The organism is Streptomyces sp. NPDC006430 (assembly GCF_040612395.1).
GTDB lineage: Bacteria > Actinomycetota > Actinomycetes > Streptomycetales > Streptomycetaceae > Streptomyces.
Window position 1 is genome coordinate 12,746 of the sequence record NZ_JBEXQA010000028.1, and the last position, 17,647, is coordinate 30,392.

The following is a 17,647-nucleotide window of genomic DNA, read 5'->3' on the forward strand; positions in this document are numbered from 1 at the left end:
TCGGGTGTCGGTGGGGTGACGGTCCAGGTCAGGCGCGCCAACGGCCGATGGCGGCCCGCCAGCGCAGTGTGACGATGGTGGTGGCGAGGGCGGCGGAGATCGGCAGGTCCAGGCGGAGCCGGTCCAGCCACTTCCCCGTCGGAACGGCGGTGTGGGCGGGCAGCCAGCCCGCGGCGAACCAGCCCAGCAGGGCAGCCGCGGCGGTCGTGGCGGCGGCCAGCAGCCCCGTCAGCACCGGGCGCGGCAGGGTGGTGGTCCAGCGCCGCGGGCGTCCGCCGTGCCGCAGCCAGGCGCCGAGCAGGTACGCCACCACGGCGGAGGTACCGGCGATGGAGGTGAACGCCGCCAGGACCAGTCCGCTCTGGCCGGTGGCGAATCCGGCCGCGCCGGCCATCAGTGCCGGGGCGGTGTAGGCGGTCAGGACTTCGTGCCACAGCGTGAACGGACGGGCGTCCGCACGGCCGGGGGCGACAGCTTCCTTCGTTGACGTCATGCGGGCCTCTCTCTCGACCCGGGGCGGGGATACGAACCCACCTGGGGCAATCTAATTAGGCAGCTAACTATTGGGCCGGAAAACAGGCCCCTCCGAGATGCGGAGCCAGGACGGACGCGGGCCGGGCTACTCGTCGGTCAGGGCGGAACTGCCCCGCACTACGCGCGCGAGCAGATCCAGGAAGACCGCGCGCTCCTCGACGCTGAGGCCGCCCACCATCTCCTCCAGCCGCCCGAAGTGCTCGGGCGCCATCTCGCGCAGGCGCTGCGCACCACGGGCGGTGAGCACGACCACCGCGCCGCGCCCGTCCTCGACGGACGCACGGCGGGCGACCAGGCCGTCCCGCTCCAGGCCGTCCACCAGGCCGGTGACCGTGGCCCGGGAGACATCGAGGTCGGCCGCCAGCTGGGACGGGGACTTCTCCCCGCCGCAGTCCTCCAGATCGGCGAGCAGTCGGTAACGCCCGGTCGACAGGCCGAACCGGGAGAAGTGCGCCTCGGTCGCCCGGCCTACCCGCGCACCGGCGGAGATCAGCCTCACCGCGACCAGCACCGCCTGCGGATCGACGTCGAGACCGTAACGCCCGACCTGCCGCCTGGCCTGGTCCAGCGTGGGCGCCTCGCGATCCGTCCCGCCATTCGTCATGCAACTAATATGGCTCCTAACTACCTGGACCGTCAAGGCGTCGCAGTCGGCAACGGCGGGGCCACCAATCGGGTGACAGCTGCGCTGTCGGTGTGAGGGCTTGACGAATGAGGCCCCCCAGCGGTTGAGAGAGATGTCTGAAGTCTCAACTGTTCCGCCAGGGAGCCCCGTTGGTTACCTATCGTGCCGCACTGGACCTGCCGCACGCCCTCGCAGGCGGACTCACGCACACGCATGTCTATCTGCAGGGATCGCTGTAGCGCGCCCTGGTTTTGGTCACCCCTCGCAGCGATTCCATCGAAGGTGAGCCGTTCAAAAGCGGGGCCCGGCACAGAGGGGGCCTTGACCCAAGGCCGGGTAGTTAACGTTTTCGCAGGTCACGCAAGGGGTGTTGGGGTCCATGCCGTGGCGGCGTAGAGGCCGGAGCCGAGTTTGTGGATGAGGCCGGTCTCGGCCCATCTGGAGAGCTGCTGTCCGCGTACTTGTCTGTGTGCACCGCCAAGTACAGAGATATGTGCACCGCGTTAGCCCCCGTTCGCTGGCCTGCTTCAGTCCCGTAACGTCAGCTCTCTCAAGTGTTGGAGAGCGATGGAGGGCGCCTCTTGGAGGAGAGCGAAGCACGGAGTCTCGCGGAAGAGTTCGGCCGGACCCTGACCGATCGGTGGGACGAGTGGGCCTTCAAGCTTGGCCTATGGGCGACCCCGGCTGTCACGGGCATCTATGGCTTCACCTGGTATCCCACGGCGAAGGACGAGCAAGGGCGCCAGATCAGGATCGGGGGGAATTGGCCCATCCTCGTGGACCAGGACACGGGGTCATGCCGAATCGTGCAGGGGCCGAAAGAGATGGCTGCACTCAGAGGCACGTCAGAGGTTCGCACTGCACGTTGGCGTGACGCCACCGCTCGTCGGCAGCCCCGCCCCGACGCCCGCTAGCTCGTCCGGGGGCAGCTGCCGAGAGGAGCCGCTTTTCGTCAGGCTGCGTCTGCGTCTCGTTTGATGGCGGCGAGTCGGTTCTTGAGGCGATAGCTGGGGCCGTTAATGGAGATGACGTCGCAGTGGCGGAGGAGGCGGTCGAGGATGGCTGTGGCCAGGACCTCGTCACCGAACACCTGCCCCCATTCACTGAAGGTCTTGTTCGAGGTCAGGATAATCGAGCCCTTTTCGTAGCGCTTTGAGATCACCTGGAAGACCAGGTTGGCCTCCGCACGTTCGAGGGGCTGGTAGCCCACCTCGTCGACCACGAGAACGGCCGGCCGGAGATAGCTGCCGAGCTTGCTGGTCAGCCGTCCGGCGGCCTCGGCGGCTTTGAGGTTGCGGACCATGTCGTCGAGGCTGGTGAAGTAGATCGAGTAGCCGGCCCGGCAGGCCGCGACCGCGAGAGCGACGGCGATATGCGTCTTGCCCACTCCCGGCGGCCCGAGCAGGGCAGCGTTGGCCTTGGCCTCGACGAAGGAGAGGGTGGCGAGGTCCTTGACCTTGCGCGGGTCGAGCTCGGGCTGGAACGAAAAGTCGTAGTCGTCCAGCGTCTTGTGGTGAGGCAGTTTCGAGATCCGCAGGCCGGTGCGGAAGCGGCGGTCCTCACGGACGGCGAGTTCTTCGGAGAGGACCAGGTCGATGAAGTCGAGGTAGCCCATCTTGGCCTCGTCGGCCCGCTGGGCGTACTGAGTCAGGGCCTCGGCCAGGTGGGGCAGGCCCAGCTTGCCGGCCGTGTTGCGGATGCGGGTGGAGACCAGCTCGCTCAAGATGATTCCTTCGCGCTCGGCTTGGTGGTGAAGGGGCGGGTGCCGGTCAGCTCGTCATAAACCGACAAAGGCCGACGGCCAACCTCGACCTGGGTGACCGCGGCCCGGTTCAGCAGGGCCGACAGCGGCCCGGTCTGCGAGCCCGGAGCGTCGTGGCGGCGGGGCCGCGGCAAGCCACCGTCCCCGGCGGTGACGCGGCGGCCGGCCCCTGTGGGCAGGCCGTCCCAGTGCTTCTCGTCCACGATCCGGGCGCCTCGGCCGACCGCCCGCGGATGGACGGCCAGCAGCGTCTCGCCGACGTGATCGGGGGCAGTGCCATGGAGCATGATCTGGGACTTCGTGGCCCTGACCTCGACCAGCTGGCGGGGGCGGACCTTGCAGGCCGGCACCGAGTAGAGATTCGCGTCGAAGGCGACGAGGCAGTCCTTTCCAACGTGGCGGAGATGCCGTTGGGTGACCACATAGGGCGTCTGCGGCAGCGGGCGGAGGGCAACGTGGTCGCGGATCGCCCTCAGGCCGATGACCTCGCCGTGGGTTCCGTGCACCTTCGCCCGCCGCAGCGGCACCCAGGCGGTGAACGCGGCGTCGAGTTCCTCGATCGAGCAGAAGGCCCGGCCTGCCAGGACGTGGTCGCGGAGAATCAGCACCTGGCGCTCGACCCGGCCTTTGCCCGTGGGCCGGTAGGCGGCCAGTACGTCGGGATCGAAGTCGTAGTGCCCGGCAAATGCGACGGCCTCTGGATGGAGCGGGACGGCTTCACCTGGTGCGACGTGTCGGCGGACCACCGTTTTGGTGCGGTCGTAGACGATCGACATCGGGACGCCGCCGAAGTGCGCGAATGCCTGGCGGTGGCAGTCGAAGAAGGTGGCCAGGTCCTGGCTGGTAGTGAAACAGCAGAACGGATCACGGGAGTAGGACAAGGTCATGTGGAACGAATAGACCTTCGGGATCCCGACATGGGCAAGGATCCTTCCCTCGTGTCGGGTAGGAGCGCCGCATTGCTGCGGCGCTCCCCCCTCAGAACCGGGCTAGCAGGTTTCCCCGCACCACGGCTCAAGCAAGCCGCGAGGGCGTCACGAGAGTGCAACTGCTGCTGGTTTCCTGCGCTTTCGGACCCGGAGGCCGCGATGGCAGGAGGCGTGCACGAGGCGTGTTCGGTTCCCGTCTGGCGTGTCGGGCCGTCCATGATGGGTGAGATAGTCGGCGGCTATCGCCCTCTTGACGACGTTCAGCCACCATCGCTCCCATTCCTGGGGTGACTGTGGCGGCTGGTCGGCGGTGAGGAGGTGTTCCCCGCAGAGCGGACAGCGGCCGTCCTGCTTGGCGAGCAGGCGCAAGTTGTAGCTGTCCAACGGGGGTTTGACCCTTCTTCGCCGCTTGATCCAGTAGTCCGCCAGCTCGGGATCGTCGGGTGACGCCCCGCCTGCGATCAACTGGTGCCGGACGATGTTCGTCCAGGAGAACTTGATGAGGATGGGGATCTCCCCGCGGTCGTTGAGCACATTGCCGCGGTCGCCGAATACCCACCGGTCGTTCCTGAACTTGTTGAACCTGCCGAAGTAGCGTCGAACGATCCACTTCTTCGACTTGTTGGGGTGCATGCGTCTGGCCCACCGGTAGGTGAGCCACCACACGTAGTGATCCAGCGCCGTGAAGATTCTGCTGGCCACCACCCCCCGGTAGTAGGCTGCCCAGCCCCGAATGATCGGGTTGAGCTTGGCGATGACCGCCGTCGCGTTCAGGCCGCGCAGAGCGCGCACCTCGTCCGCGAGCCTCTTCCGGATGCGCCTGACCGCGTCCGCGCTCGGCTTGATCAGCAGCTTGCGATGTCGATAGCGGCGGAGGCTGAACCCGAGGAAATCGAAGCCGTCTTCGAGGTGGACGACGCGCGTCTTGTCCTCGTTGAAGACCAGTCCTCGGGGCGCCAGCCACTCCGCAAGCCGTGCCTTGACCTGCTCGATCTGCTCTCTGGAATGACAGCAGGCAACCATGTCGTCGGCGTACCTCACCAAGATCGGAGAACCCGCCACCACATCCCCGGCGTGTGTGCCGGTCGTGAGATAGCGGACCCCTGCGGCCTCCTCCAGCCCGTGGAGAGCCACGTTCATCAGCAACGGACTGATCACGCCGCCTTGAGGGGAACCCTCTTCGGTCGGCGAGAACTGCCCCTTGTCGACCACCCCGGCCTTCAACCACCGTTCGATCAGGTCCCTGGCGGGGAACGAACCGAGCGCGTCGAGCAGCCGTGCGTGGCCAATTTTGTCGAACGCAGCTGACAGATCGGCGTCCAAGATCCACACCCGTCGGGCGAGTGGCCCGCTGAGCGTGGAGAACAGGGAGCCGATCGCATCCGCGCAACTTCGCCCGGGGCGGAACCCATAGGAACGGGGCTCGAACCGGGCTTCCCACTCGGGCTCCAGCGCGCTGCGGACCCGTGCCTGATGACACCGGTCCAAGATCACAGGAATGCCGAGCGGCCGCTGCTTGCCATTGGCCTTCGGAATGTACACACGTCGTACCGGCATAGGGTCCCAGGAAGAGCGCGAACGGTGCACCCGCACCGCAACCGCCGCCCTGGTCTCGGGCGACAAGGCAGTCTCCCCGTCGATCCCGGCCGTCCGACGCCCAGCGTTGCGCTGAGTGACCTGCCGCACGCTGACCAGCGTGTTCGACCAGGACCTCAGCATCAGTTTCTGCAAGGACCGGACCTGAGCCCAGTCCTCTTCTCGTGTCGCCTTGAAGATCCTCCGCCGCAGCCTCGTTACGCTCTCTTCGTGAGTCCGCCAACTGACGGCGTCCCAGTCGAGAACGTCCTCGGGTCCGTTCACCGAAATGGTGTCCAACATGTCCCTCGGTTCGAGAGGCCCTCGGCCTCGGCGTTCAAAGGCTCACCAGCCCACGTCAGCGCCCTTTCGGGCCCGGTCGTCTTGACCGGCATCCGGCCGGTTCCCCGTGACAGCTACCTGGAGGGGCAGCTGTGATGCCACGAGTCCCGTTGCCTTTCGGCAGCCGGCATCCGCTTCTTGGGCTTCCTGTCCCGCCGGGGGCTTACGCCCCTCTCACGATCGGCCTACCCGGCCTCAAGGCCGGGACCCCGACGGGGTTTCCACGTTCCGCGTATACGAGATGCGACCGGGGAGGACGCCCCCTAAACCCCGGGACCAGCGGTGTTCACACGACCGACGGGGCAGGCTCCGGTCGTCGCTCGCCGCCTCTTCCAGCGGCCAGGCCCTATAACCCGGCATTCATCCCGTCTCCCGGGTTTGTCGATAACGAGGCATCACAGGGGGTTCACTCGCGTTCGTCCGTCCGGCCTTCTCCTTGCCCGGTTGCTCCCCCTGACGGATCGGGGGCCCTTGGGCGTCTTCCCTGAGCTTCGCACCTTCGACGGGCAGGACCCGCGAACGCACGTCAGAGCGGAGATCGGTCTCGAACACTGACCGAGAACTACGCAACCGGCATAACCGGCCTCCAATCTGCGAGTTCACTCATATACGCGACCTCGTGTCGCACCACCCCAGTCGACCTGGGCCTGAGCCCCCGGCACCACCTCGAACCTGCGGTGCAGCCCGGCCAGCTCACCCGGGCTGATGCCCAGCTCCTCCGCGACCCGCGGGCGGGCTTCCTGCAAGTACATCTTGATCCGCTGATAGCTGCCCGTGAACCCGTACTCGGCGACCAAGCGCTCGTGAATCACGGCACCTTTGAGCAGGATCTCGGCCCGCAGCATCGCGTCGATCAACGGCGCGACCTCATCCACCATCCGCCGGTACGGCTGCCCGTTGGGCGCCCTCCTCGGCGGCGCGACCGGCGTCTCACCCGACAGATACTTCACGACCGTGCGCCGGTTCAGCCCGGTCTCCTTCGCGATCTCACGCAGGCTCATCGCACCGGACTCATACAGACCGCGAAACCGCCTCAGCTCCAACCAGCGATGCGGATCCAAGACCACTCTCGCCGCCCTCCACCGACCCCGAACAGGACGACAGAAGACTCGCGAAACGCCGGTCACGCCGCATCAAGAACGGTGCACTTTCATCCGTACGCGGTGGTGCACGTTCACTTGTACGCCGACAGCTGCCGACACATGGAGCGTTTTCAGCGATGAGTCTCCAGGGTGAGGATGGCTCTGGCGATTGACGTGAGTCCGGTGGGGCTGCACCGGGCTTTGCGGAGGATGCGCCAGGTCTTGATCCGGGCGATCGTTACGCCGGCGATGTGTCCGCCGCAGCCGGGGAATGGCTCCCTGTCTCGATCGGCGGAATCGAAGAACACCTCAAGCCGGGCGAGGTCCGCCGCCTCGCCGAGCGCCACCCTGCTCGAAGACAGCAGCCGTCAGCTGAACGGCCTCGTCACCGAACAGCGTCAACACGTCACCGCCCTGCTCGACGCCCACCTGCAGACCGTCACCAACTGCATCGCCAACGGCCGCTACGACCGCGCCACCGGCCTGCGTCTCCATAAACTGGCTGCCTCGCTGGCCCAGACCGTCGCCTGGCACCGATTCGATCACGGACACCACGCCGCAGCTGGCAAGCTCTGGATCGCCGGCCTCCACAGTGCCCACGCCACAGGCGACCCCGACCTCGGCGCCGCCATGCTCGGCGACCTCGCGTATCAGGCCGCCTGGCGCAAGGACCACACCACCGCAGCCGACCTGCTCCGGCACGCACTCACCCGCACCGAACACCCCGCCGCCCGGTCCCTCCTCCACCTCCGTCTTGCCCGGACCCTGGCCGCCCAAGGTGACAAGCAGCCGGCCCTACGCGAGCTGAAGGCGGCAGAGCACCATCTCGGAGCGACCAGCGGGCGTCCCCTGCCTGCCTGGTGCGCGTGGATGTCACAAGCCGACCTCGCGGTCGACTCCGGCCAAGCACTCCTCGACCTGGGCGACACCCGGCAAGCACACCGACTCATCTCCGAGGGGCAGGCCCTCCTCCCCACCTCCCGGGACAAAACCCGCGGGGTCTTCCTTACCTACCAGGCCGCCAGCCACCTCCAGCTCAAGGAACCCGAGCGTGCAGCCCAGGCCGCCGGCGAGGCACTGAACCTCTCCCGCCGCATCGGAGCACCCCGCTGCGAACACCTTGTCCGCGAACTTCTTCCTGCCTTCGAGCCATACCGCACCGCGGACGGCGTACCGGAGTTGCTGGCACTGGCCGCCGCGTAGATACCGAATGCGGCTCGACGCAGGCCGGACACCTCATCCGTGCCCCAGCGGCCTCCGAGCCGGGTGGCGATGTGGGCATCCACCCGTCATGTCCGGGCCTGAACGGCGGCCTCCGGATTCCGTGCCTTGGGCAGGGTGATGCCCTCGCCTTGCGCGACTTGCCCCGGGCGCAACGTCCACGGCACCGTCCCCGTTTCGGTCAGCCACTCGTTCACCAGAAGCCGCCGCACGGCAAAGTTCCGCAACGCGTGATCCACCTGCCAGCCCAGGCCCGAGCCCAGCTGGGCATATGAGGGGCCGTGGCCGTGCTCGCTGCGAAAGGCCACGGTGAACTTGGCCGCCAGCTGGCCCCGGTCCGGGTGCGTGTCCTTCCACGCGCCGTAGGCGACCGCAGTGCTCCTGGAGAAGAACTGCGGGCGCCCGGGCACCATAAACGCCTGTGCGACGCGTTCCGGTGGCCGAGCACACACGGTGCAGTGCTCAACGGCCTCAACGTGTCGGCGCAAGGCCGGCGTGACCGCGCTCTTCCAATCGGCCCATGCCTCTGCGTCGAACTGGAATCCCGGAGTCGAGGCGAGCGCAACCGCCCTGCCCTCGTCCTTGGCACTCTGTGCCCTCTCCTCTTCGGAGGGCTGACGCATGCCCGACAAGTGACGCACCGTGGGGTCGAGGCGGCAGCGGTCCTCGGATAGCTCAGTGAGGAAGCCCTTCCGCAGAAGGTCGGGCAGGGCGGCCCGGCAGGCGTCGGGAAGTTCGGGCGGAATCTGACCGAGGAGCTTGGAGGTGCTGTGCGCCGCAAGAAACAGCCCGGCCAGCCGACCAGCGGGAGGGAGCTTCTTGACCGGCTTGGCGGACAAGGTCCGCGTGGTCCATCCGGACACCCGTGAGCGCGTGTTCTTCCCGAAAGGCAGAGGGTGGCCCGCTTCCCGGGCCAGATCCGGCACGGTGACCGGGACCGGTACTGCGGGATCACCGCCGAAGAGCGCATCATCCACCTGCCAGCCCAGCCCACGAAGGGCATCGACGGCTCCGCTCGCATCGCCCAGCCGCAGGGCCGACAGGTCCGCCCCGGTGATGTTGCCGACACCGCCACGCGCAGCTCGGATCGCCACCACCACTGCAACGAGCTGGGCATCGGCGTCGGGAAGGGCCAGCGAGGCCACGTAGCCGAGCAGCGTGCGCGCTGCTTCACCCTGTGGGGACGTCAAGAGGAAGCCCGGCTGCTGCTCCTTCCGGGCAGGGGCGGCGCTGGCATTGCTTGAGCTGGACGCGGTCTTCGGCACGGTCATTCCAACGTCCACCGGCGTCCGGAGTCACCACCCCTGCTCCGTCTGGAGCAGACAGCACTGGTCCGGGACCAGGCCGGCCTTGCCGGGGCGGACGTACCTCGCGCACTCCCCCCGCTCACACCGGCTGGCCTAGGCGGGCGTGCTCCGTGGCCGTTGCTCGGTGGGCGGGTGCGGGGCGGGTGGCGAGGAGGGTGAAGTGCTCGGTCGAGATGATCGACTCCCGCTCCGCTGCAGGGAGACGGGAGAGGATGCCGGGAAGTGGCCGCTCCTTGGCGGCCTCACTTCGGTGAGCCGAGATCGCGGCCCACTTCGCCTCGAGCCACTCGCTCACGTCGACCGTCGCGGTGGCGTGCTCGTCCGGAACGCTGAGGATCTTCTTCCCCACCCGCTCCAAGAGCGGGCCGAGCTCGCCCACCCCCGAGACCGGGTGTGTGGCCGCATACAGAGCAGCGGGCTGCCACGGGGTCCCTGCATCCGGGTGGAGGTGCTCAAGACCGGCGGCGTGGAACGCGAGGACGGTCGCTTGGTGGGTGCGGACGTGGTCGGGGTGGCCCGTCAGCTGGCCGTAGGCGTCGTGGGTCACCACAACCTCGGGGCGCACGGCACAGATGTGCCCGACGAGCAGCTCCACGACCTCGTCGATGGGAGCGTCGCACAGCCGGGCCCGACCGGGCGCGGACTCGGGGATGCGGGCGTCCGCGTAGCCGAGCATCCTCGGCTCGCCGGCTCCCAGCGCGGCCAGGGCGTCGGCGAGCTCGGGTGCCCGGTGGCTGGTGGGGGACCAGGTGGCGGTGACGACGTTCGTTGCTGCGCCCGCGGCGGCGTGCTGCGCGAGCACACCTCCGGCCAAGAGGGCCTCGTCGTCGGGGTGTGCGAAGACGCCGAGCAGGCTCGGAAGCGACACGACTGCTCCTTCGGTTGGGGTGTCGGTGCCGGCCCTCACGGTTGCGTGCGGGCCGCAGCATCGAGATGTCGGGGGTGGGGTCAGGTCAGAGGTCGGGGTTTCCGGTCGTGCCGGTGGCTGCTGGGACGGGTGTGCCGGTGAGCTGCTGGGCTCTGCGGGCCAGGTGCGGGCCAGGTGCGGGGCGAGTTCGGGGTGGGCGCCGCGGCCGGTGACCTGGAGGAGCTGAGCGAGGGCGACGAGTTCGCCGATCCGTCCCTCGGGGGTGTCGAGGACGTGGGTGAACTCGCTGCGGATGCGAGCGGCCGTGGCGGGTTGGGGGAGGGTGTAGGCGTGGAGGAGGCCCACGTCGTAGCCGGTGGGGAGCAGGCCGCCGGGTAACCCCGGCGCATTGCTGCGCCGGGGTCCCCTCAGAACCGTGCGTGCACCTCGTCGATGCACACGGCTCAAGCAAGCCACGAGGGCGTTCAGGTGGTGCTGTTCCGAATACGAGCGGCGTGTCGCCGTGCGCATTCAGCGTGTACCAAGCGGGTTTGATCGCCTTGCGGCGTCATCCTCCCCGTGTGCCGAAGGTAATCGACAGAGATCGCCTTGCGGGCGATCACTTTCCACCAGCGTTCCCATTCCAACGGGGATTGCGGTGGCTGGTGGGGAGTCAGGACATTTTCCCCGCACAGCGGGCAGCGTCCCTCCTGCCGGTCGAGCAGGCAGAGGTTGTAGCTGTCGAGTGCGGGCTTGACCCTGCGACGACGCTTGACCCAGTACTCAGTCAGGGCGGGGTCGTCTGGTGACGCCGCGCCCTTGACCAGGGTGTGTCGGACGATCTGCGTCCAGGACGACTTGACCAGGAAGGTGCCGCTGTCGCGGTCACCGAAGACCCAGTGGTCGTTCCTGAACTTGTTGTACTTGCCGAAGTACCGTCCGGAGATCCAGTGCTTCGACTTCTTGGGGTGCTGGTAGCAGGCCCACTTGTAGGTCAGCTTCCACATGTGGATGTCGATGTCCTTGAAGACCTCGGCAGCCACCACCCCTCGGTAGTAGGCAGCCCAGCCCCGGATGATGGGGTTGAGTTTGACGATGACCGCCTTCTCGTTGGATCCGCGCAAGTCGCGCATCACTTCCGAGAGCCGTTCCCGATGCCGCTTGACGGCGGCCTTGCTCGGCTTAATCAGCAGCTTGCCCACCGGATAGCGGCGGATGTTGAAGCCCAGAAAGTCAAAGCCGTCTTCGAGGTGGACAACCCGCGTCTTCTCCTCGTTGAAGGCCAGGCCCCTCGGCTTCAGCCACTCGGCAAGCTGTGCCTTGACCTCGTGCACCTGCTGCTCGGTGAAGCAGCACACGACGAAGTCGTCTGCGTATCTGACCAGCACCGCAGAATCCGGGCGCGTCTTTCCCGTCGCCTTGTGGGACGGGGCAGTTGCGAGTCGGACTCCAGCCGCCTCCTCCAAGCCGTTCAGCGCAACGTTCAACAGCAGAGGACTGATCACACCCCCCCTGCGGGGTGCCCTCCTTCGTCGGAGAGAACCCCATACCGGGCTCGAACACCCCGGCCCTCAACCATTGCCCGATCTGCCTCCGGCCCGGGAACATCCCAAGCGCGGAGAGCAACCGGTCATGGTCGATCCTGTCGAACGCCGCAGACAGGTCCGCATCCAGAATCCACACCCGCGTTGAGCCCTTGCGGAGCGTGGTGAAGAGCATCTCGATCGCGTCCTGGCAGCCTCGGCCCGGACGAAACCCGTAGGAACGGGATTCGAACCTGGCCTCCCACTCGGGCTCCAGGGCATTGCGTACCCGGCCCTGATGGCACCGGTCGACAATGACTGGAATTCCCAGTGGGCGCTGCTTTCCGTTGGCCTTGGGGATATACACCCGCTTCACAGGCAGGGGCTTCCAGGTGCCACGGCCTTGGTGCACCTGCACCGCGACCTTGGCCCGATCCTCGGAGGTCAGAGCAACCACCCCGTCCACCCCGGCCGTGACGCGGCCAGCATTACGCTGCGTCGCCTGCCGCACACTCAACAACGTGTTCGACCGACTCCGCAGCATCAACCTTTGCAGGTTCCGGACTCGCGCCCAGTCCTGCTCCTGAGTCGCCTTGAAGATCCTCTGCCGCAGTCGCTGTACTTTGAGCTCGCAGGCACGCCAATCCACCGCGTCCCAGTCGATCCCATCGTCCTCGGGTCCGTTCACCATAGGTGCCTAACTTGTCCCTCAGTTCCAGTGCCATGACACAAAATCATCAAAGGCTCACCTGTCCACGTCAGCCCGCTTTCGCGTCCGGGCGCCAGGCCCGGTATCCGACCGGTTATCCACGGCAGCCGGCGGAGGACCGACTCTATTGCCGCAGTTTCCCGTCTCCTTTCGGCAGTCGGCATTCGCTTCTTGGACATCCTGTTCCCACCCGGGAGTTCAGCTCTCCTCGCGGTCGGCCTACCGCCGCTAGCCATCAGCGACGGACCCGGATGGGGTTTCCACGTTCCGCACACATGAGATGCGACCGGGTTCGGGTGCCCTCTGTACCCCGAGGTCAGCGGTACTCTCGCAACCGGCAAATGGTCACCGGTCGCCGCCTGCCGCTCCTCCACGGCATAGACCCTGCACCCCGGAATCACTTCCATCCATCCGAGGTTTCTGGGTAACGAGGCATCATCGAGGGTTCACTGGTGTTCACCCACCCGGCCTTCCCCTACTCCGCGTCGCGGATGGATCGAGGCACGGTTCGCATGTTCCCTGAGCTTCGAACCCCGGGATTACTCCCAGCGCACGTCAGGGCGGGGACGGGCATCGAGTACTAGCCCGAGATCACGGAGCAGGCATACGCCCACCCTCCTCTCCCGTGATCCGCTCATATTGTGCGACCTCGTGTCGCAACCACCCCTCCCAGTCGAGGATCACGAGGGGCTCGGGCGTGAGGTTGCCCCAGTGGAGGTCCCCGTGCCCCGTGGTCCAGGAGTCGATCGTGGGCAGGGGGGTGCCGAGGAAGCGGGTGAAGTTGCGGTCGATCCACTGCTGCCGTACGGCTTGCCGGTCGGTTGGCACCGTCGCAGTGGTAGCGAGCGCGCTGCGCAGGTCTCCCCACCAGGAGCGGGGCAGGTCGACGTCGCCAGTCAGGACGGGTCCGCCGGATTGGAGCGCCGGTTGGGCGATGTACTCGGACAGCTCGGCCCGGTAGACGATGGCGTCGTCGGTCCACTCGGTGACGTCGTGCAGGCGAGGCCGGGGAACGGAGCGGGGCAGGGCGGAGTCCGCGGCGGCAGTGCCCTCCCACAGGCGGGCGTTGCGCTTGTCGGCAGGAGCACTGACCAGCCGCAGCCACCACCGGCCGGCTCGCCGGCCCAGGGTTCGGCCCTGCCATCCCCAGGCTTCCGGCCCGGACGCGGTCACGGAGAAGGCACGGGCGGCCTGCTGGTGCCGGCTGCGCATCCGCTGCTGGTCGCACGTCTCGGCGGGCGGTGCGAAGACTGCCTGCCGGGCCTTCGAATCGGTCATGCGGACCGTCCGAGAAGACGCTCCGCTCCGGCGTCCAGCAGCTGTTGGCCTGCGTCCTGCCCGACTTTATGAGCTGACGTCGAGGGGCCGGACGCGCAGGCGCGCAGAGGGTCACCGCCGGTCGGGTCGAGAACGGCGGCGTGCACGGTGACGACTCCCGACGCGGCGTCGAGGGTGGCGTGGGCGGAGGCGGCTGTCAGGCACCCGCCGTGCAGCGTGGCGAGCGCGGCTCGCTCGGCGTCGAGCAGGATCCGGGTGGGACCATGGGTGAGGCGTGCGAGCAGCTCCCCGGTGACCAGGTCGTCGACACGGTGCTCGACGATCACGGTTCCCGCGCCGGCCGCGGGCAGCCACACGGTGGGGTCGAGGATCTCCGAGGCCCGGTCCTCGTGGCCAAGGCGGCGCAGGCCGGCCAGGGCGGCGATCATCACGTTCGCGCCGAGCGTTGCCTCGTCCAGCTTCGAGAGCCGGCTGTCGGCGTTGCCGCGGATCGGTACCTGTACGAGCTTCGGGTGGAGGGCTTTGAGAAGGGCCGAGCGGCGGGGTGCGCTGGTTCCGACCCTGGTGCCGGGAGGGAGTTCGGCGAGCGTGGCCGCGGGATGGCCGGCGGGGAGGACGAGGGCGTCGCGGGTGTCCTCTCGGGGCAGGACCGCTCCGATGATGATGCCGGGGGACCGGTCGTGGGGGCCGGGCACGTCTTTGGCGCACGCGATCGTGGCCTGGACGAGGCCGTCGAGGAGGTAGCGGTCCGCGTTGCGGGTGAAGGCCCCTTTCCCCCCGATCGCCGAGAGCGGGCCGCGGTGCCGGTCGCCCTCGGAGACGATCTCGACGATGTCGAGGACCGCCTGCGGGTAGCGGGCGCGGAAGGCGTCGGCGAAGCGGGTGGTCTGTTCCAGGGCCATGGGGCTGGGTCGGGTCCCCAGCTGGACGGTGGTGAGGGTGGTGCTGCTGGTCATCAGGGTCGGGCTCCATCGGCGGTTACGGGGTGGGCGGGCGAGATACGGCTGAGGGCGGCCTGGAGGACCGCGTGCGCCGGCAGGGCGCTGGTGTCGATGACATGGCCTTCGGCGTGCATCCACGCAGTGGCGGCAGCGGCGTAGTCCACCGCCCTTCGCCGCCGGTACGCACGCACGGCCTCGCTACGGGTCTCGTCTCCCGGAAACTCCTCACTCGCGTCGATCCGGGTTTTCAGCTCGTCCGGTTCGACGTGGAGGACGAGATGGACGAGATGGACGAGCCCGGGCGAGCGCCGCAAGGGCGTGAACACTTCGGCGGCGTACGCGGGATTGAGCACGGTCATGGGCACGAGGACGTGACCGCTGGTGTGCGCGGCGATCTCGCTGATGTAGGCCGTGGTCAGGCGCCGCCAGGCCGGGTAATCCTGGTAGTCGCGGAGCTTTCCGGGGTGCCCGGTCAGGGTGCGGCGCAGCAGGTCGCCGATCTCCTCCGGGTCGGCCACCACCGAACCGGGCAGTGCCTGATGCAGGCCGGCTGCCAGGGTGCTCTTGCCGCTGCCGAAGGCCCCGTTGATCCAGGTGATCACTGCTCGTCGGACCTCCCTTTGGCCGTGTTCCGTCCAACGGCGGAGCCGGGGGCCTCGTCACGGCCGGGCCAGGAGACCACGATGCGGCAGTCGTTCTTCTCCACGACGTCTCCGGCGGGGAGCGCTGAGTCGGGGGTACCTGCGGGCATCACCGTCAGCCGGGGCGCGGCCCGGCCCCGAAGGTCGCGGTCCCAGGTGCGGACCGCGGCGGCCAGGGTGTCCGCGGCGGCCTTGCCGTCCGGCCCGAAGCCCTGGACTCCGAACTCCCACGTGGACGTGCCGCCGGCCTCGTCGTGCTCACGCCGCTCCGTCATCAGGCAGGCCAGCGAGCGACCTAGGACGATCGCTTCGGCACCCGATCGCTTCGGCAGCCGCACCGGCCCTGGCCGGTCCGGATCCCCCTCCATCCGGCAGAACCCGCTCAGGGAGGTGGCCAGCCACAGCTGCAGGTCCTCGAGCGTCTCCCCGCCAAGCACCGTCACCCCGGTCCACAGTTCCACGCCGCCCGCGGCCAAGGCTCGGTCCAGGCCGTTGGGCGCGGCGGGCGGGGTGTCCTCCCAGCGGATTCCGTAGCCTGTGTCCCCGATCGGGGCCGGGGTCTCGTCCCACCGGCCCGCACCCTGCATGGGGACGAACCCGCACGGGCTGATCTCCGTGGACACCAGAGCCGAGCCCTCCTTGCGCAGACCGACGGCCCGGGTGAACCCGCCGATCCGCAGAGGCACGACCAGGTGCCCGCCCTGTGCGAGTTGGCTCGTCCAGGGCCACGCCACGTCGTTCGAGGCGACCGTCACGATGATGGCGTCGAAGCCGTCCACCGGAAGCAGGTCCCCGGGCGCTCCGCCGGTGCCGTCGCCCAGGACGGCCCGGACCCGCTTGGCGTACCCGGTCTCGGCCAGGAACCGCTCCGTACGCGCATGCACGTAGGGGTCGATCTCCATGCACACCACCGACCCCTGGGGACCGACGAGTTCGGCGATCAGGCAGGCGTTGTAGCCGCCACCCCCGATCTCCAACACGTGCGCTCCCGGCCGGAGGTTGGCGCGGCGCAGCATGACCGCCTGCATCTCGGGCTGGGACACCGAGCTCATCGACCGCCCGCTGTCCTCGTCGAACACGGTGGCCACCGCCTCGTTGACATAGGCCCGGGCGAGTGACTGCTCGGGGAGGAACGCCTGCCGGGGCACGACCGAAAACGCCGCCCGCAGCTCCGGGGTGTCGGTCCAGCCGGCCTCGGTGAGGTTTTGGACCAGCTGTTCTCGGAGCCGGAGCGCTGCGGCCGGTTCGCCGAACGTCAGCTGCACGCCTCCGGTGGGCCTGGGCGTGTGGTGCGCGGGCGGGACGTCGGGCAGCAGACCCGGCCACACCACGTTCAGGGCCTGAGCGGAAGCCGTGAAGATCGGCTGGGGAAGGTTCCGCACCGCGAAGGGGCTGTGCCACTCCCACCGGGTGATCAACTCCGGCTCCCGGACGGTCGGCTCGCCGGTGTAGCCGGTGAGGCGGGCGATCTCGGTGACCCGGGTGAATCCGTGCGTGGAGTCGCACAACGTGCCCAGCAGGAGCACCGACTCCGGCCGGGCCTGCAGGCCCGCCTCCTCCGCGAGTTCGCGTACCGCTGTGGCCTCGAAGGCCTCACCCGGCTCCACCTTGCCGGCCGGGAGTTCCCACACTGCGCGAGAGGGGTTCCAGCCGAGGAGGACCTGCCCGCGGTCGTTGGTGACCACCACGGCGACGCCGGCCATCGCGGACGGCTTCGGGGTCCGCTTCTCGCTGTAGGCGACGGGGTCGGTCTTGGGCCCGCGCAGCAGCAGGACAGTGAGGTCGCCGGCCTCGATGCGCTCGGTGTGCTGCCAGCCGTCGGCGAGGAGGTCGATCTCGGTGTCGTCCAGGCAGATCCCGCGCAGCTCCTCGGGGTGGTGGTCGGCGTGCGGGGTGATCACGCACAGGGTGCCGTCCTCGTCGAGGAGGGCAGCGAGTTCGGCGACCGTGCGGGTGCGGTCGGGCAGGTGGGCCAGGGCCCGGCGCATGGTGATCAGCCGATAGCCGCCCGTACCGGCCGGGGCGAGGGCGGAGAGGTCCCCGCTGGTCAGGTCGAGGTGGTGGCAGCTGACCCCGGACGAGGCCGAGCTGGTCTTGTCGACGGCGGACAGGGCCCAGTCCACGGCGTCGACCTGGTACCCGGCTGCGGCGAGGAACCGGGCGAGCTCACCAGTCCCGCAGGCCACATCCAGGGCCCGGGCCGCCCCGGCGTCCTCAGGCAGGGCCAGGCGCTCGGTGAGGATGGTCTTCTCCGTGTCGCTCAGGGGGCGGAAGTCGCGGCCTGCCGCGTAGTGGAGGTGCCAGTCCTGTGCGGTGTGCGTGGTGCTCATG

At 68.5% G+C, this 17,647-nt stretch carries 13 protein-coding genes and 4 pseudogenes; 2 read left to right on the forward strand and 15 right to left on the reverse strand.

Features of this window, described 5'->3' with window-relative positions:
• Nucleotides 1-28: 28 nt before the first annotated feature.
• The 7 genes and pseudogenes from ABZZ20_RS29070 to ABZZ20_RS29100 form a co-directional block, all read right to left on the reverse strand.
• On the reverse strand, nucleotides 29-493 hold the full coding sequence (locus ABZZ20_RS29070) for a hypothetical protein (protein WP_356874588.1): 465 nt from the start codon (nucleotides 491-493) through the stop codon (nucleotides 29-31).
• Nucleotides 494-619: 126 nt separating this feature from the next.
• A complete protein-coding gene (locus tag ABZZ20_RS29075; protein ID WP_356874590.1) occupies nucleotides 620-1,138 on the reverse strand; it encodes a MarR family transcriptional regulator in 519 nt (172 codons plus the stop codon).
• Between the two features lie 973 nt (nucleotides 1,139-2,111).
• Nucleotides 2,112-2,882 (reverse strand): IS21-like element helper ATPase IstB, encoded by a 771-nt coding sequence (gene istB / locus ABZZ20_RS29080; protein WP_356874592.1) that lies wholly within the window; start codon nucleotides 2,880-2,882, stop codon nucleotides 2,112-2,114.
• A pseudogene (locus ABZZ20_RS29085) lies at nucleotides 2,879-3,859 on the reverse strand (DDE-type integrase/transposase/recombinase); the annotation flags it as partial. The gene istB and the pseudogene ABZZ20_RS29085, both read right to left, overlap by 4 nt.
• Before the next feature lie 96 nt (nucleotides 3,860-3,955).
• Complete coding sequence (gene ltrA / locus ABZZ20_RS29090) at nucleotides 3,956-5,728, reverse strand: group II intron reverse transcriptase/maturase (RefSeq protein WP_356874594.1); 1,773 nt, start codon at nucleotides 5,726-5,728, stop codon at nucleotides 3,956-3,958.
• A gap of 668 nt (nucleotides 5,729-6,396) precedes the next feature.
• Nucleotides 6,397-6,834, reverse strand: a pseudogene (locus ABZZ20_RS29095) (IS21 family transposase); the annotation flags it as partial.
• Between the two features lie 146 nt (nucleotides 6,835-6,980).
• Nucleotides 6,981-7,085, reverse strand: a pseudogene (locus ABZZ20_RS29100) (IS5/IS1182 family transposase); the annotation flags it as partial.
• On the opposite strand from ABZZ20_RS29100, the gene ABZZ20_RS29105 reads away from it, so the two are divergent.
• Complete coding sequence (locus ABZZ20_RS29105; RefSeq protein WP_356874721.1) at nucleotides 7,060-8,052, forward strand: XRE family transcriptional regulator; 993 nt, start codon at nucleotides 7,060-7,062, stop codon at nucleotides 8,050-8,052. The pseudogene ABZZ20_RS29100 and the gene ABZZ20_RS29105 overlap by 26 nt on opposite strands.
• Before the next feature lie 86 nt (nucleotides 8,053-8,138).
• Here ABZZ20_RS29105 and ABZZ20_RS29110 read toward each other — a convergent pair whose 3' ends face one another.
• Nucleotides 8,139-9,341 carry a hypothetical protein gene (locus ABZZ20_RS29110; protein ID WP_356874596.1) on the reverse strand — a complete coding sequence of 401 codons (1,203 nt, stop codon included), beginning with the start codon at nucleotides 9,339-9,341 and terminating at the stop codon, nucleotides 8,139-8,141.
• Between the two features lie 115 nt (nucleotides 9,342-9,456).
• Entirely contained in the window at nucleotides 9,457-10,245 is a 789-nt protein-coding gene (locus ABZZ20_RS29115; RefSeq protein ID WP_356874598.1) for a PIG-L family deacetylase, read from the reverse strand.
• Between the two features lie 174 nt (nucleotides 10,246-10,419).
• Between ABZZ20_RS29115 and ABZZ20_RS29120 the strand changes: the two genes are divergently transcribed.
• On the forward strand, nucleotides 10,420-10,623 hold the full coding sequence (locus ABZZ20_RS29120) for a hypothetical protein (RefSeq protein ID WP_356874600.1): 204 nt from the start codon (nucleotides 10,420-10,422) through the stop codon (nucleotides 10,621-10,623).
• 86 nt (nucleotides 10,624-10,709) lie between these two features.
• Here the strand turns inward: ABZZ20_RS29120 and ABZZ20_RS29125 are convergent, their stop codons facing one another.
• The 6 genes and pseudogenes from ABZZ20_RS29125 to fxlM all read right to left on the reverse strand — a co-directional run bounded on the left by ABZZ20_RS29125 (nucleotide 10,710) and on the right by fxlM (nucleotide 17,646).
• The gene (locus ABZZ20_RS29125; protein ID WP_356874602.1) at nucleotides 10,710-11,729 is read right to left on the reverse strand and encodes a group II intron maturase-specific domain-containing protein; all 1,020 of its coding nucleotides are present in this window, start codon (nucleotides 11,727-11,729) and stop codon (nucleotides 10,710-10,712) included.
• A gap of 61 nt (nucleotides 11,730-11,790) precedes the next feature.
• Nucleotides 11,791-12,438 (reverse strand): annotated as a pseudogene (locus ABZZ20_RS29130) (reverse transcriptase N-terminal domain-containing protein); the annotation flags it as partial.
• Between the two features lie 609 nt (nucleotides 12,439-13,047).
• Nucleotides 13,048-13,734 (reverse strand): hypothetical protein, encoded by a 687-nt coding sequence (locus ABZZ20_RS29135; protein ID WP_356874604.1) that lies wholly within the window; start codon nucleotides 13,732-13,734, stop codon nucleotides 13,048-13,050.
• The gene (gene hemC / locus ABZZ20_RS29140) at nucleotides 13,731-14,690 is read right to left on the reverse strand and encodes a hydroxymethylbilane synthase (protein ID WP_356874606.1); all 960 of its coding nucleotides are present in this window, start codon (nucleotides 14,688-14,690) and stop codon (nucleotides 13,731-13,733) included. Before hemC ends, ABZZ20_RS29135 begins: the two co-directional genes overlap by 4 nt.
• Entirely contained in the window at nucleotides 14,690-15,277 is a 588-nt protein-coding gene (locus ABZZ20_RS29145; protein WP_356874608.1) for an AAA family ATPase, read from the reverse strand. Before ABZZ20_RS29145 ends, hemC begins: the two co-directional genes overlap by 1 nt.
• Nucleotides 15,274-17,646, reverse strand: coding sequence for a methyltransferase, FxLD system (fxlM, locus tag ABZZ20_RS29150; protein ID WP_356874610.1), 2,373 nt, complete (start codon nucleotides 17,644-17,646; stop codon nucleotides 15,274-15,276). The genes ABZZ20_RS29145 and fxlM overlap by 4 nt, the downstream gene beginning before the upstream one ends.
• Between the last annotated feature and the right edge of the window lies 1 nt (nucleotide 17,647).

Coding starts and splice junctions, on each gene's coding strand:
- ABZZ20_RS29075 (WP_356874590.1), bottom strand. CDS start 1,138: ATGACGAATGGCGGGACGGATCGCGAGGCGCCCACGCTGGACCAGGCC.
- fxlM (WP_356874610.1), bottom strand. CDS start 17,646: ATGAGCACCACGCACACCGCACAGGACTGGCACCTCCACTACGCGGCA.
- ABZZ20_RS29110 (WP_356874596.1), bottom strand. CDS start 9,341: ATGACCGTGCCGAAGACCGCGTCCAGCTCAAGCAATGCCAGCGCCGCC.
- ABZZ20_RS29135 (WP_356874604.1), bottom strand. CDS start 13,734: ATGACCGATTCGAAGGCCCGGCAGGCAGTCTTCGCACCGCCCGCCGAG.
- ABZZ20_RS29105 (WP_356874721.1), top strand. CDS start 7,060: ATGCGCCAGGTCTTGATCCGGGCGATCGTTACGCCGGCGATGTGTCCG.
- ltrA (WP_356874594.1), bottom strand. CDS start 5,728: ATGTTGGACACCATTTCGGTGAACGGACCCGAGGACGTTCTCGACTGG.
- hemC (WP_356874606.1), bottom strand. CDS start 14,690: ATGACCAGCAGCACCACCCTCACCACCGTCCAGCTGGGGACCCGACCC.
- ABZZ20_RS29070 (WP_356874588.1), bottom strand. CDS start 493: ATGACGTCAACGAAGGAAGCTGTCGCCCCCGGCCGTGCGGACGCCCGT.